Genomic DNA, 12966 nt, shown 5'->3' with positions numbered 1-12966 from the left:
CCCCCAAACGAACCCTAGGCGGCCCCAACCCCGGAACCCCTCAAAACCACCGTTCCAGGACCTGCGCCACGCCGTCCTCCGTGTTCGGGGCGGTGATCTCGTCGGCGGCCTCCACGGCGGCCGGGTGGGCGTTGGCCATCGCCACCCCGTGGCCGGCCCACTTCAGCATTTCCACGTCGTTGGGCATGTCGCCGAACGCGATGACCCGCTCGGCCGGCACCTCGAGGCGCTCGGCGACGTTGGCCAGGCCGGTCGCCTTCGTGATGCCCCGCGCCGAGATCTCGATCAACCCCGAGCCCGCCGAGAACGTGATGTCCACCGACGTGTCCAGCACCGCCCCCACCGCCGCGGCCATCTCGTCCGACGTCATACCGGGCCTGCTGACCAGCAGTTTCGTCGACGGGTGACCGACGATCTCCGCCCGCGGCACGCGCAGGCCCTCACCATCGCCCCACGGGTTGCGGTAGGTCTCCTCGATCACCAGGTTGTACAGGTCCGGCTCCATCGCCCGCCTGCCGATACGCTCCGCGGCGAATCCGCACCCCGGCAGCACCTTCTCCACCTCGGCCACCACGTCGCGCAACAACATGGGCTCCAGCAACCCGTTCACGTGCACAACCCGGTCGGCACCGATGTCGTACAGCACGGCACCGTTCGCGCACACCGCATAGCCGGTCAGACCCGCGTCGTGCGCGACCGACGGGATCCAGCGCGGCGGGCGCCCGGTGGCGAGCACGATCGGGACTTCCGCGGCCGTCACCCGACGGAGGATCTCGCGCGTACGTTCGGTCACCCGTTCGTAGGCATCAAGCAGGGTGCCGTCCACGTCCGAGGCAATCAACAAGGGTTGCTCCACAGTTGAATTGTCCGCTGCCCGATGTTCCGCGGTCACAGGTGCCCGATAGCGTTGCCGGGTGCGCGCAGGCATTGTGATTCTCCCCGAGGACCGGTGGTGGGCCGCCGAGCCCAAATGGCGGGCGGCCGAGGAGTACGGCTTCGACCACGCCTGGACCTACGACCACCTCGGCTGGAGATCACTCGTCGACGGCCCGTGGTTCAGCGCCGTACCCACACTCACCGCCGCCGCGACCGTCACCTCCACCATCCGCCTCGGCACCTTCGTCGCCTCACCTGTGTTCCGGCACCCGGTGCCATTCATGCGCGAACTGATCACCCTCGACGACATCGCCGACGGCCGCCTGCTGCTGGGCATCGGCGCCGGCGGACTCGGCTACGACAACCACGTCATGGTCGGCGGCGAGCCGACCCCGAAACAACGGTCCGACCGGCTCGCGGAGTTCGTCGAAGCCCTCGACGGCCTGCTCCGCACGGACAACTTCGACTACTCCGGCGACTACTACCAGGCCGCCGGCGCCCGTAACCTGCCCGGACCGGTGCAGCGTCCGCGCATGCCGTTCGTAATCGCCGCCAACGGGCCCCGGAACATGCGGCTGGCGGCCCGCTTCGGCGGCTGGGTCACCACCGGCCACCCGGCCGACAGCCAGGACGAGTGGTGGCAGGGTGTCGGCGAACTCGCGGCACGGTTCGACGGGATCGTCGTGGAGCACGACCGCGGGGCCGAAACCGTGCCCCGCTATCTCAACCTCGACTCGGCGCCGGTGTTCTCGTTGACCAGCGTCGGAGCGTTCACCGATGCCGCGGGCCGGGCGGCGGAACTCGGCTTCACCGATATCGTCGTCCACTGGCCCCGCTCCACCGGTCCTTATGCCGGCCGGGAAACAGTGCTTGAACAAGTCGTGTCGGACGTATTGCCGGGCTTGCGCAATTCGGCTTAACTCACCGCCGATGCGATTGGGTTCCGCAGCGTGGGTACCCTCGACGCCCGTGAGCGAGCACACGAACCGAACTGACTTTTCCGAGGCCGACTTCACCGGGTATGACTTGATCGTGGTCGGTTCCGGGTTCTTCGGGCTGACCGTGGCCGAACGTGCCGCCACCCAGCTCGGCAAGCGCGTGCTCGTCCTGGAACGGCGCGCCCACCTGGGCGGCAACGCGTACTCCGAGGCCGAGCCCGAGACCGGTATCGAGGTGCACCGCTACGGCGCGCACCTGTTCCACACCTCGAACAAACGAGTGTGGGAGTACGTGAACCAGTTCACCGAGTTCACGAACTACCAGCACCGGGTGTTCGGCAAGTATCGGGGCCAGGTTTATCCGCTGCCGATGAACCTGGCGTTGATCAATCAGTTCTTCGGCAAATCGCACACGCCGGACGAGGCACGTGCGCTGATCGCGCAGCAGGCCAGCGAGATCGAAACCGCCGACGCGCAGAATTTCGAAGAGAAGGCGATCTCGCTGATCGGCCGCCCCCTCTACGAAGCGTTCTTCCGTGGCTACACCGCCAAGCAGTGGCAGACCGACCCGAAGGAACTGCCCGCGGCCAACATCACCCGGCTGCCGGTGCGCTACACCTTCGACAACCGCTACTTCAACGACACCTACGAGGGCCTGCCGGTCGACGGGTACACCGCGTGGCTCGAGCGGATGGCCGACCACGAGAACATCGAGGTCCGGCTCAACGTCGACTACTTCGACATCCGCGGGCTGATCCCCGCCGGCACGCCGACCGTCTACACCGGACCGCTCGACCGTTACTTCGGCTACTCGGCGGGACGCCTCGGCTGGCGCACGCTCGACTTCGAGCAGGAGGTCGTCCCCACGGGGGATTACCAGGGCACCTCGGTGATGAACTACAACGACGAGGACGTGCCCTTCACCCGGATCCACGAGTTCCGGCACTTCCACCCCGAGCGTGACTACCCGAAAGACAAAACCGTCATCGTCCGGGAGTTCTCGCGTTCGGCAAACGAAGAAGACGAGCCGTACTACCCGATCAACACCGCCGAGGACCGGGCGAAGCTCGAGCGCTACCGGGAGCTGGCCAAGCAAGAGGCGGTCGAGCGGAATGTGCTGTTCGGCGGGCGCCTCGGCACCTACAAGTACCTCGACATGCACATGGCCATCGGCTCGGCGCTGTCGGTGTTCGACAACAAGATCGCCCCGCACCTGACCGGCGGCGCACCACTCGACGGGAGCATCGATGCTTGAGCGTGACAAAAAGGAGTCCGATCTCGCGGCACTCGGGGTGACCGAAGAGCGCGCCGAAGGCCGGAGGCCACCGCGCGCAGAGTCGCAGAAAACAGGCAAGGCGAAGCCGGAGGTCGCGCTGCTCGCCAAGGTGCAGCGCACCTTGAAGCGGCCGCAGACGGTCAAGGCCGCGCGCGGGATGTCGCACTTCGGTGAACACGCGATCGGGTGGATTGCGGCCGGGCTGGTCGGCGCCGCGATCGACCGCAAGCGCCGCAAGGACTGGCTGGTCGCGGCCGGTGGTGTGGCCGCGGCGCACGGGGCGTCCATCGCCGTCAAGCGGGTGGTTCGCCGCCCGCGGCCGGAGCACCCGGACGTCGAAGTTCTGGTCGGCACGCCGAGCAGGCTGAGCTTCCCGTCTTCGCATGCCACGTCCACAACGGCGGCGGCGGTGCTCTACTCCGGATTGACCGGGCGTAATCTGGTTCCCGCCCTGGTGCCGCCGATGCTGGCCTCCAGGCTCGTGCTCGGGGTGCATTACCCGACCGACGTGCTCGCCGGAGCAGCGCTCGGTGGCGTGGTCGGTGGTCTGCTGCGCAGGAAGATCCGCAAACAGGGGTAGGGATAGCCTTCGTGACCAAATCAGTGAACGAGACCGACGTGGAGACCACGCCGGACACCGAGAGCAAACCGGACACCGAACAGACCGAGGTCAAGCGAGGCCCGGTCCGGATGGCGCTGGGCGTGGTCAAGACGGCCCGCCCCCGCCAGTGGGCGAAGAACGTGCTGGTCTTCGTCGCGCCGTTCACGGCGGCGCAGATCACCAACGGCGGAGTGCTGCTCGACGCGCTGATCGCGTTCGTGGCGTTCTCGCTGGTCGCGTCCTCGGTGTATCTGATCAACGACGCGATCGACGTCGAGGCCGACCGGGCGCACCCGACGAAACGCAACCGGCCCATCGCCGCCGGGATCGTGCCGGTGCCGCTGGCCTACGCCGGTGCGGTGGTGTTCTTCCTCGCCGGGCTCGGCGTGTCGTTCCTGGCCAGCCCGCAGCTGGCGATCGTGCTCGGTGTCTACGAGGCGGTCCAGCTGGGCTACTGCTTCGGGCTCAAGCACCAGCCGGTGGTGGACCTCGCGATCGTGGGTTCGGGCTTCCTGATGCGCGCGATGGCCGGTGGTGTCGCGGCCGGTATCGCCCTTTCGCAGTGGTTCCTGCTGGTGACCGCGTTCGGCTCGCTGTTCATGGTGGCGGGCAAGCGTTACGCCGAGATCATGCTGTTCGAGCGCACCGGCGCGAAGATCCGGTCCTCGCTCAAGAAATACTCGTCCAGTTACCTGCGGTTCGTGTGGGCGACGGCGGCGGCGATCCTGATCATGTCGTACTCGCTGTGGGCGTTCACCCTGCGCGAGGGCGCGCACGGCTCGATCTGGCCGATGATCTCGATGGTGCCGTTCGTCATCGCGGTGCTGCGGTACGCGGTGGACGTCGACGGCGGCACGGCCGGTGAGCCCGAGGAGATCGTGCTCAAGGACCGGGTCCTGCAGGTCCTAGGGGTGTTGTGGGTCGCGACGCTCGCGGTGACGTTCTACCTGTGACGACGACGCTGGCGCGGCGCGCCGAGAACGACACGGCGCCCGCGCCGGAGGAACCGCCGCTCACCCGGCTTTCGCTGCGCCGGACCGTCGCCGAGCTGGTGCTGGGCAGCGTGCTGGCCGTGGTGCTGAGCCTCGTCCTGCAGTTCGCGGCAGGACGGATCGGCACCGACCCCGGCACGTACGTGCCGGACGCGCTGGTCAACCTCGCGAGCGCGGTCATCCTGCTGGTGCTGTTCGGGCTGCTCGCCACGGGGTGGGCGACGCGCTGGGCGTCCTGGGTGAAGCTCGCGGGCGTGTGGACGGCACTGGCCGCGTTCACCACACTGTTGCCGGCCGTCCCGCTGCAGGCCACCCGGTTCTTCCTCGGCGGCTCGTCCGTCGACAACACCTTCCGCCTCCAGTACCTGGAGCGGATGGCTGCGGGCAGTTCGCTCGCGGACATGAACTACCACGGCATCGCGCCGTACTACCCGGGCGGCTGGTTCTGGCTCGGCGGCCGGTTCGCGAACCTGCTCGGCTGGGACGGCTGGGCCGCCTACAAGCCCTATTCGATCATGTGGCTGGCGCTGGCGTCCGTGGTCGCCTTCGTGCTGTGGAGCCTGGTGGTGAGCCGCCGGCTCGCGCTGCTCGCCTCGATCGTGACTGTGTTCGCCGGCCTGCTCACGGCCGCGGTCGATGAGCCCTACGCGTGGCCGACGACGGCCTGGCTGCCGCCGATCGCGGTGCTCGCCTGGCTGGTCTTCCGCCGCCGTGGCCGGGTTCCGGCCTGGCCGCTCGTGCTGATCGGCTTGTTCCTGGGCTTTTCCGCGATCACGTACACGCTGCATCTCGCGCTCGGTGTCGTGCTCGTCGTTGTGCTGGCGGTCGTCGCCGGGGTGCTCGACGTGGTCCGTGGCGAGGCCGCCGGGCCGACGGTGAAGCGGTTGTTCCTGCGCCTGGTCGTCATCGGTGTGGTGACGCTGGTGCTGTCGCTGGTCACCTGGGGGCCCTTCATCCTCGCCGGCGGCCTCGGCGAGCCGAACGTCGCGGCGCACTTCCTGCCGGAGAGCAGCGCCACCTTCCCAACCCCGTTCGAGCCGACGAGCGTGTTCGGTTTCCTGTGCCTCGCCGGGCTGGTCTGGCTGGTGCTGCGGGCGCGCCGCAGCGAGGTCGCGTTCCCGCTGCTGGTCGTCACGGCGCTGGTGTATGTCTGGTTTGGACTGTCCACATTGGCGCTCGTGTTGCACACGACGCTGCTGGCGTTCCGGTTCATCGTCACGGTGAACACGGTGCTCGCCATCGCGGGTGTGTTCGCGGCGGTGGACCTGCTGCGGCTGGTGCCACGGATGTTCCGGGACAGGCGGGCAGTGCTGGTCACCGGGTTCGTACTCGCGTTCGCCGCGGCCCTTTCGCTCGCGCAGAGCAGCGTGAAAGCGACCGCGTCACTGGTCCAGACCGCGGAATCCGATTACTACGCCGACGGGTACAACGCCAAGGGCCAGCACGACCTGAGTCAGGACGGTGCGTGGACCGGCGAGCTGATCAGCACGATCGACCAGCTGTCCGGCCGTCCGCAGACGGGGAACATCGTGTTCTCCGCCTACGACCGGCTGCTGTCGTTCGCGCCGTACTGGGTTTTTCAGCAGACCACGCCGCATTACGCGAATCCGCTGGCCGAATACGCGAAACGCAATGGCGAGATCAAATACTGGGCGGCCTCGGCGAATCCGGCCGAGCTGACGGACCGTTTGGCGAAAAGCCCGTACGAACCGCCGAATGTGTTCGTGTTCCGTGATGACGACGGCAAGTACGCGGCCTACCTCGCTTCGGATTCCTTCCCCCAGGCTTCGCCGGTGGCGGTCGAGAAGATCGACTTCGAGCCGTCCCTTTTCGACTCTCCGGGATTCGTGCACCGGAAGGTCGGTCCGTTCACAGTGGTCGCGCGTCGCTGACGCCGGCCAGTTCCAGGGGGTCGCAATGAAGCGCCGCTTGCCTGAATGGGTACTGGTCCTGGGGGTCGGCCTGCTGGCCGTGCTGATCTTTTCGATCCCGTACTGGATACAGCCGCTGTTCTACTACTCGGGCGACAACCCGGAATCCTTCGTGCCGCTCTGGCACCACTTCGGCGAGCAGTTGCGTGCCGGGCACTGGCCGATGATGGATCCATCCGCTTGGTACGGCGGGAATTACGCCGCCGAGGGCGAGTATTCGATGTGGAATCCCGTCGAGCTCGCCAACTATGTCGTGGTCTCGCTGTTCGACAACCTCGCCGCGGCGTCCGCACTGGTCAACATCGAGTTCCTCGCGCTGCTCGGTATGGGTCTGTACCTGTTGTGCCGCGAGTACGGCGCGACCCGGGTGCCCGCGGCCGTGCTCGCGTTCGCCATGCCGGCGGGCGGGTTCACCCTCTTCTACGCGGCGGCGGGCTGGCCTGCCGAGCTGATGGCGCTGACGTGGCTCGCCTGGTTCTGGTGGGCCGCGCGGCGGCACGTGCGTGGCGAGCTCAACCCGTTCGTGCCGTTCGTCTTCGGCGTCCTCGCGATCACCACCGGCAACCCGTACGCCGTGCTGGGCATCGCGATCGTCAGCGCCGGTATTTGTGTGGAGCTGGCCCGGCAGCGCAACTACCGGGTGATCGGCGGGTACGTGCTGCTCGGCGTGTGTGTCGTCGCGTCGGCCGCAATTGCGTTTCTGCCGCTTCGGCTGGCGTTGCCCGTCACGAACCGGCAGAGCCTCGCCATGATCAGCAACGACATGTTCCTGGTCCCCGGCATCGGCGACCTGCTCGCGTCCAGCGCGCCGACCTACCTGCCGGGCATCGTGACCTGGAACGGCGCGGTCCAGGAGATCGTCCCGTCGACGTATTTCGCGTGGTTCATCATGCCGCTGTTGCCGTGGCTGCGGTTCCGTGCACTGCGTACCGCCGTCCGGCCGCTGACGAGCCTTTTCGTGATCTGCGGGGCCTACGCGCTGCTGGTGATGGGACCGTCGAACCTGTGGCTGTTCCGCTGGCCGATCCGGCTGGTCGAGAACCTGTACCTCGGCTTGGCGGTGCTGTTCGCGGTGCTGCTGTCGGCCGGGCTCGCGCGGGACCGGATCCGCCGGCGCGCGGTCGCGAGTGCGGTGCTCGTCGCGGTGGGCGGTTACCTCTCGTGGGCCCTCAGCCCGCAGCTCTACCGCAAGCACGTGCTGGCGACCGTGGTCGTGCTGGCGCTGGTCGGCGCCGCGCTGCTGGTGTGGCGCAGGTACGGGACGCGGCCGTTCGGCGCGGTGCTGGTCGCGGGCACGGTCGCGATCATGGCGTTCCAGGCGGCGCGGCTGCCGGCGACCACGAACTCGGTCATCGCCGGGGTGCCGGTCTCGGTCGCGCAGGTGCGGCAGGAGACGCCATTCGTCCGCGGCACCGTGTTGCAGCTGGCCGACCAGACGTCGGTGCGCGCACAGGACTACCCGGACGGCGACCTGATGTTCGGCAACGAGAACGTGCTGCGCGGCACCGAGACGATCAACCGCTACAGCGGGATCGGCTTCGAGAAGCTGAACCAGGCCCTGTGCATGACCTACAAGGGCCAGGTGTGCGCGGACGCCTACCAGCGGCTCTGGCAGCCGGTGGACGGCACCGGGGTGCCGCTGGTGGACGCGCTGCGCGTGGAAACGCTCATCCTGCAACGCCGCCTGCTGCCGGACGTCGTCGATGGGCCTCCGCCGCCGGGCTGGCGAGTCGTGGCGCGTGACGACGCGCGCACGGTATGGGTGCGGAGCGCGCCGCTGCCGTATCCGGGCCGGGTATCCGGGGCATCGCCGGGCGTGGAAGTGCTTTCCTCGGAAAACCAGCCGCAGTCGGAAACCGTCAGCTATCGCGCGCTCACAGGGGGCCGGTTGCTTTTCGCGCGGCTCAATTGGCCGGGTTACACGGCCACTGTGGACGATGCCGCGGTGCCGGTGCGGGACAACAACGCGGGATTGCTCACCGTCGATGTGCCCCCGGGCGACCATATCGTGCGTTTGTCCTTCACGGAGCCGGGATTGCGGCTCGGTGCGTGGGCGCTCGGTGCGGCCACGGTGATCGCCCTCGGCTACACCGGATTCTGGTGGCGGCGCCGCCGCAGTGGTGCGGGACGGCGGCGGGAGCAGTGGAACGCGGCCGAGCCATCAGCGAATTCCGAGATGTCGCGGTAGTTTCCCAGGGGTGAGAACGTCCTGGTGGCTTCCGCTGAGTGGCGCGTTGCTGTCGGCGCTGGCTTTTCTGGTCGCCAAAGACAGCCTCACCGACGACGCGTACATCTCGATCGACTACGCCCGGAATCTCGCCGTGCACGGGGAATGGGCGCTGGTCCACGGGATGCCCGCGAACACGGCGACCTCACCGTTGAATGTGCTGCTGCTCGGGTTCGTGACGTTCCTGACCCGGATTTCCGGTGCAGCGCATCCCGTTCTCGCGCTCGGTATCATCAATGTCGGCCTTGGCGCGACCATCGGTTGGGCATTTTCCAGAATGCGCTTACATCCGGGCGCCGCGTTGGCCGGGACCGCGCTGATCGTGCTCAACTCGCTGCTGCTTTCCGCGCTGGGAATGGAAGTCCTGCTCACCGCGACCGTGCTGGTGCTGCTGGTGTCCTTCGCGGACCGGCCGATCGTGTTCGGCATCGTCGCGGCATTGGCGATCCTCACCCGGCTCGATCTGATCGTGTTCGTCGTGCTGATCGCGCTCTGCGCAGCCGAGATCAGGCGGCACGCCGTGCGCGCGCTGGGCTGGTGCGTGCTCGTGGTGTTGCCCTGGTTCGTATTCAGCTGGTTCTACTTCGGTTCGGCGGTGCCGGACACCCTCGTCATCAAACAGCTGCAGAAATCTTTCGACGGCAACACGTACGCGCAGATCGGGTTCCAGCAGATGTGGGGCGGGGACCCGATGGCCATGCTCACCTTCGCGCCCGCCGAGCTGGGCGTCGTCGCGGTGGTGGTGAGTCTCGTAGTGCGCCGCCGCGTGGACCCGTTCATCGGGCTCGGGCTCGGCGGGATCGCCTACTTCGTGGTGTACTCGCTGCTCCAGGTGCCGCCATACCACTGGTACTACGTGCCACCGATCGTCGCGTTGAGCGCGGCGGCCGTCGGCGTCGGACTGCCGCGGATCCCGCAGGCCGTCATCGTGGTCCTCGCCGGGCTGCTGGTGATCGGGTACGCACCCGCGTTCGTCCAGCGCCCGGTGCCCTGGGCAGCCCCGCCGTTCTTCGGGAACTGGTCCAGTGCGCGGGATTACGCGCGTGTCGGGCAGGAGCTCGCTCAGCGGATACCGCCGGGTTCGACAGTGGAGTCGCCCGGTGAAATCGGCACCATCGCATACTTCTGCGACTGCGAACTGATCGACGGTTTTTCCGATCAAGGACTGCTCGGACCGCAGATCAGACAGCGAATCGACGAGGCAGGACCGGTGATGGCGTGGTTCTTCCGGATCGACTACCGGAATTTCGACTGGGCGAAGCAACCGGTGCCGCTGGACTACCGGCTGCGTTACGAGGCCGGACCCGGTCCGTGGCAGGTCTATTCGGTCGCGAAGGGTGTCGGGCACTTCATACTGGAGCCAATTCGCTGATCGCGTAGCCCCCTCGTATTGTATTGATTGGTACCAATCCGACCACAGTCACGGCGATGGGCCCAGCATAGCTCGGCTTCCGGTTGATCACGGTCGGCCTACTTTTGGTCGGATTGGTAATGTCCCTTCCAGCAATCGGTCAGTGAGACAATAAGGGGGAGTCATGAGTTACCCCCGTTATCGGCGTGGCGTTTTTGCCGTTATTGACGGGCAGTCGCGACCGGTGTCCTATACGGTCGGCGAGAACTATGTTTATCCGCCGTCCGGGGACCGGACCGAGCCGATCCCCGTCGACATGTGCGAGCGGGTGGTCTCGATACAGGTCTACGCCACCTACCGCGGCCACGGTGTGCTCGTCGACGACATGGACGAAAACGGAAACGCGCTGGTCATGGAGGCGGAGTGGGATCATGAATGGGCCACCGCCAACGGTTTCCTGCACGAGAACAAGTACGAGTACTTCAAGACCGTCGAGGTCACCGAGCTGCGTGACTACTACGAGAAGCAGCTCGATCTGCTGTTCCTGCGCTGGCGTTCGGCGCATTTCTCGCGGCCGCTCGAGGGCCTGCCGCTGACCGGTGGCTGGGCCAATGGAAGTCCGCAGATCATCGACGGCCGCCCGCGCTCGGGCGTGCTGGAGACCGAGGACGGCAGGACCGTCGAGGTCACCACGCGTGCGGAGTACTTCGGCCATCCGTGCGAGATCGCCGGTATTTCGGCGGACGGTTCCGTCGGTCTGTACTACCTCGGTGACGACCACGACCGCGCGGCGGCCGACGGTTTCGAGCCAGGCGAGGATGCGCGGTGGGCCAGGACGGTGCACATCTACGACCTGGCCAGGTACCAGGAACACCACGCGGATCTGGACTTCGAAAAGTGGCGTTCGACGCGAGAACCGGCGAACGGTACGTAGTTCGCAAGCTAGGCTTCCGGCATGTCCCCTGAGGAGTGGCTGGCGAACTTCGAGTCGAAGATCGCCGATGTCAAGGCGAAGACCGCGGAGTTCCAGGAGAACCTGGAGGCCGCCGGAGCCACCGAGACCTCGAAGGACGGGTCGATCACGGTCACCGTCGCGCCCAACGGCGCGCTGACCGGCCTGCGGCTCGCCGAGTCCGCCCGCCAGGGGCCCGCGCTCGCGGAGGAAATCCTCCGGCTCGCCAGGAAGGCGCAACGCGCGGCCGCGGTCCACGTCGCCGAGGCGTTCGCCCCGCTGGGCGCCGACTCCGAGGCGATGCACATGGTCACCGGCTACATCCCGCCGGAGGAACCCGAGGAGGAAGCGGAGCCACCGGCCCCGACCTACCGGTTCACCGACGAGGGGGAACCCCCGGCGCCGCCGCAGCGTCCCACTCAGCGACCGCAGCCCCGTCCCCGTCATGCTCGGCCGTCCGACGACGAGGACGACGACTTCGGTGACAACTCCTATCTCCGCCGAGACTGACCGGGAGCCGCCGCGATGACCACTGCCACCTCGGGCGCGGGGTTCGTCGACTCCTACGCCGGGCTGGTCGACTCCATCACGAGCGATTCGGAATCCGAAGGCATGAAGGCCCTCGACGTGTCGATCAACGCGGCGGGTGCGGTGGTCGACACCGTCGCGGCGCTGGCCGACCCGCTCGGCGCGGTACTCAACGCCGGCGTCGGCTGGTTGTTGCAGCACATCAGCTTCCTGCGGGAACCGCTCGACGCGCTGCTGGGCAACCCGGACGAGATCAACGCGAATGTCGACCAGCTCAAGTCCGCCGCGGCCGAGATGCACCAGCTGGCCAACGAACACCGGCAGGATGTCGGCACGGTCGGAGAGTGGTCGGGCGACACCGCCGAGGCGTATCGGGGATCGATGCACCAGCTCGGCGATGAGCTGGAGTCGCTCGGCAAGACACTCGACGGCACGGCCACCGTCGCCGCGGTGTCCGGCATGCTGGTGTGCACGCTGCGCGAGATCGTGTACGGGCTGATTTCCTCGGTGATCTCCGAGCTGATCCGCGACGCGCTGATCGCCGCGGCCTCGGCGGTGGTGACGTTCGGCAGCTCGATCGCCGCGTTCTGCGGGGTCGCGGGCGCGCGGGCCGCGGCCACCGCGTCGAAGATCGCGGGCAAGATCAGCAAGCTGCTGCAGGCGTTCGCCCGGCAGGGCAGCAGGCTCGCGAAACTCGCCGAGGCGATGGAGAAGATCACCAAGGGACTGGACCGGTTCTCCACCGCCGGTGGGCTCGCCCTCGGCGCCTACCAGGCCGTACAGCCGTACCCGACGGAGGGTTGATGGCACGCCACCCGCATGTCCCGACGCCGGACGTGCCGACGCCGCACCACACGAACACCCCGTCGCCGCAGACTCCGCACCACACTGGGGAAAGCGGCGCACCGTCGAGCGGTGGCGGCTACCGGTTCCAGCCGGACCAGCTCGGCACCATGGAGGGCCGGATCGACGCCACCCGGTCCAGAGTGGACGCCGCCGGGCAGCGGGTCGCCTCGGCGAACTTCGGTGCGCAGTCGATGGGTGTGGTCGGCAGCACGATGACCGGCACCCTGAACACCGCGCTGGACGGCGCCAAGCAGCAGGTGGCGAAGGCGAGTGCGGCTGTCGAGGGGGCCAGGACGCAGACCAGGACCGCGCGGGAAGCGTTGCAGGGCACCGAACAGGCGAGTGCCGACACGCTGAGCAAGTTCAAGTCCGAAATGGACGGTAAGACGACGCCGTCCGCTGGTTCGCCGACCCGGCCCGCCTCGGCGGCAGCTCCCGCCACCGGAGG

The 12966-nt window shown here is 67.7% G+C and carries 12 protein-coding genes; 11 read left to right on the top strand and 1 reads right to left on the bottom strand.

The genetic code is table 11. From position 1 onward, the window contains the following. Positions 1–40: 40 nt before the first annotated feature. Entirely contained in the window at positions 41–856 is an 816-nt protein-coding gene (locus GKO32_RS37045; protein WP_312869252.1) for an HAD family hydrolase, read from the bottom strand. A gap of 58 nt (positions 857–914) precedes the next feature. On the opposite strand from GKO32_RS37045, the gene GKO32_RS37040 reads away from it, so the two are divergent. From GKO32_RS37040 to GKO32_RS36990, 11 genes are all read left to right on the top strand, one after another. Continuing rightward, positions 915–1796 carry an LLM class flavin-dependent oxidoreductase gene (locus tag GKO32_RS37040; protein ID WP_312869251.1) on the top strand — a complete coding sequence of 294 codons (882 nt, stop codon included), beginning with the start codon at positions 915–917 and terminating at the stop codon, positions 1794–1796. 49 nt (positions 1797–1845) lie between these two features. Next, complete coding sequence (glf, locus tag GKO32_RS37035; RefSeq protein ID WP_312869250.1) at positions 1846–3069, top strand: UDP-galactopyranose mutase; 1224 nt, start codon at positions 1846–1848, stop codon at positions 3067–3069. Next, a complete protein-coding gene (locus GKO32_RS37030; RefSeq protein ID WP_154761574.1) occupies positions 3062–3670 on the top strand; it encodes a phosphatase PAP2 family protein in 609 nt (202 codons plus the stop codon). Before glf ends, GKO32_RS37030 begins: the two co-directional genes overlap by 8 nt. A 38-nt stretch (positions 3671–3708) precedes the next feature. Continuing rightward, on the top strand, positions 3709–4644 hold the full coding sequence (locus GKO32_RS37025) for a decaprenyl-phosphate phosphoribosyltransferase (RefSeq protein WP_312869253.1): 936 nt from the start codon (positions 3709–3711) through the stop codon (positions 4642–4644). After that, on the top strand, positions 4641–6575 hold the full coding sequence (locus GKO32_RS37020; protein WP_312869249.1) for an arabinofuranosyltransferase: 1935 nt from the start codon (positions 4641–4643) through the stop codon (positions 6573–6575). The genes GKO32_RS37025 and GKO32_RS37020 overlap by 4 nt, the downstream gene beginning before the upstream one ends. Positions 6576–6612: 37 nt before the next feature. Then, positions 6613–8802, top strand: coding sequence for a putative glycosyltransferase family protein (locus GKO32_RS37015; protein WP_154761573.1), 2190 nt, complete (start codon positions 6613–6615; stop codon positions 8800–8802). A gap of 10 nt (positions 8803–8812) precedes the next feature. Further along, positions 8813–10213, top strand: coding sequence for a hypothetical protein (locus tag GKO32_RS37010; RefSeq protein WP_312869248.1), 1401 nt, complete (start codon positions 8813–8815; stop codon positions 10211–10213). A 163-nt stretch (positions 10214–10376) separates the two neighbouring features. Further along, positions 10377–11126 carry a hypothetical protein gene (locus GKO32_RS37005; protein ID WP_154761572.1) on the top strand — a complete coding sequence of 250 codons (750 nt, stop codon included), beginning with the start codon at positions 10377–10379 and terminating at the stop codon, positions 11124–11126. A 21-nt stretch (positions 11127–11147) separates the two neighbouring features. Continuing rightward, entirely contained in the window at positions 11148–11654 is a 507-nt protein-coding gene (locus tag GKO32_RS37000) for a YbaB/EbfC family nucleoid-associated protein (protein ID WP_154761571.1), read from the top strand. Positions 11655–11669: 15 nt separating this feature from the next. Continuing rightward, positions 11670–12476 carry a WXG100 family type VII secretion target gene (locus GKO32_RS36995; protein WP_154761570.1) on the top strand — a complete coding sequence of 269 codons (807 nt, stop codon included), beginning with the start codon at positions 11670–11672 and terminating at the stop codon, positions 12474–12476. Continuing rightward, on the top strand, positions 12476–12966 hold a 491-nt coding region (locus tag GKO32_RS36990; RefSeq protein ID WP_154761569.1), incomplete at its 3' end, for a hypothetical protein. The genes GKO32_RS36995 and GKO32_RS36990, both read left to right, overlap by 1 nt.

Origin of the sequence: Amycolatopsis pithecellobii, assembly GCF_009707865.1 — a bacterium.
Lineage (GTDB): Bacteria > Actinomycetota > Actinomycetes > Mycobacteriales > Pseudonocardiaceae > Amycolatopsis_E > Amycolatopsis_E pithecellobii.
Note: the sequence above shows the minus strand (reverse complement) of the source record. Positions and strands in the feature narration are given on the sequence as shown.

What these genes read in the sequence shown, in the direction of transcription:
- GKO32_RS37030 (WP_154761574.1), top strand. Translation starts at nt 3,062, where the DNA reads ATGCTTGAGCGTGACAAAAAGGAGTCCGATCTCGCGGCACTCGGGGTG.
- GKO32_RS37005 (WP_154761572.1), top strand. Translation starts at nt 10,377, where the DNA reads ATGAGTTACCCCCGTTATCGGCGTGGCGTTTTTGCCGTTATTGACGGG.
- GKO32_RS37000 (WP_154761571.1), top strand. Translation starts at nt 11,148, where the DNA reads ATGTCCCCTGAGGAGTGGCTGGCGAACTTCGAGTCGAAGATCGCCGAT.
- GKO32_RS36995 (WP_154761570.1), top strand. Translation starts at nt 11,670, where the DNA reads ATGACCACTGCCACCTCGGGCGCGGGGTTCGTCGACTCCTACGCCGGG.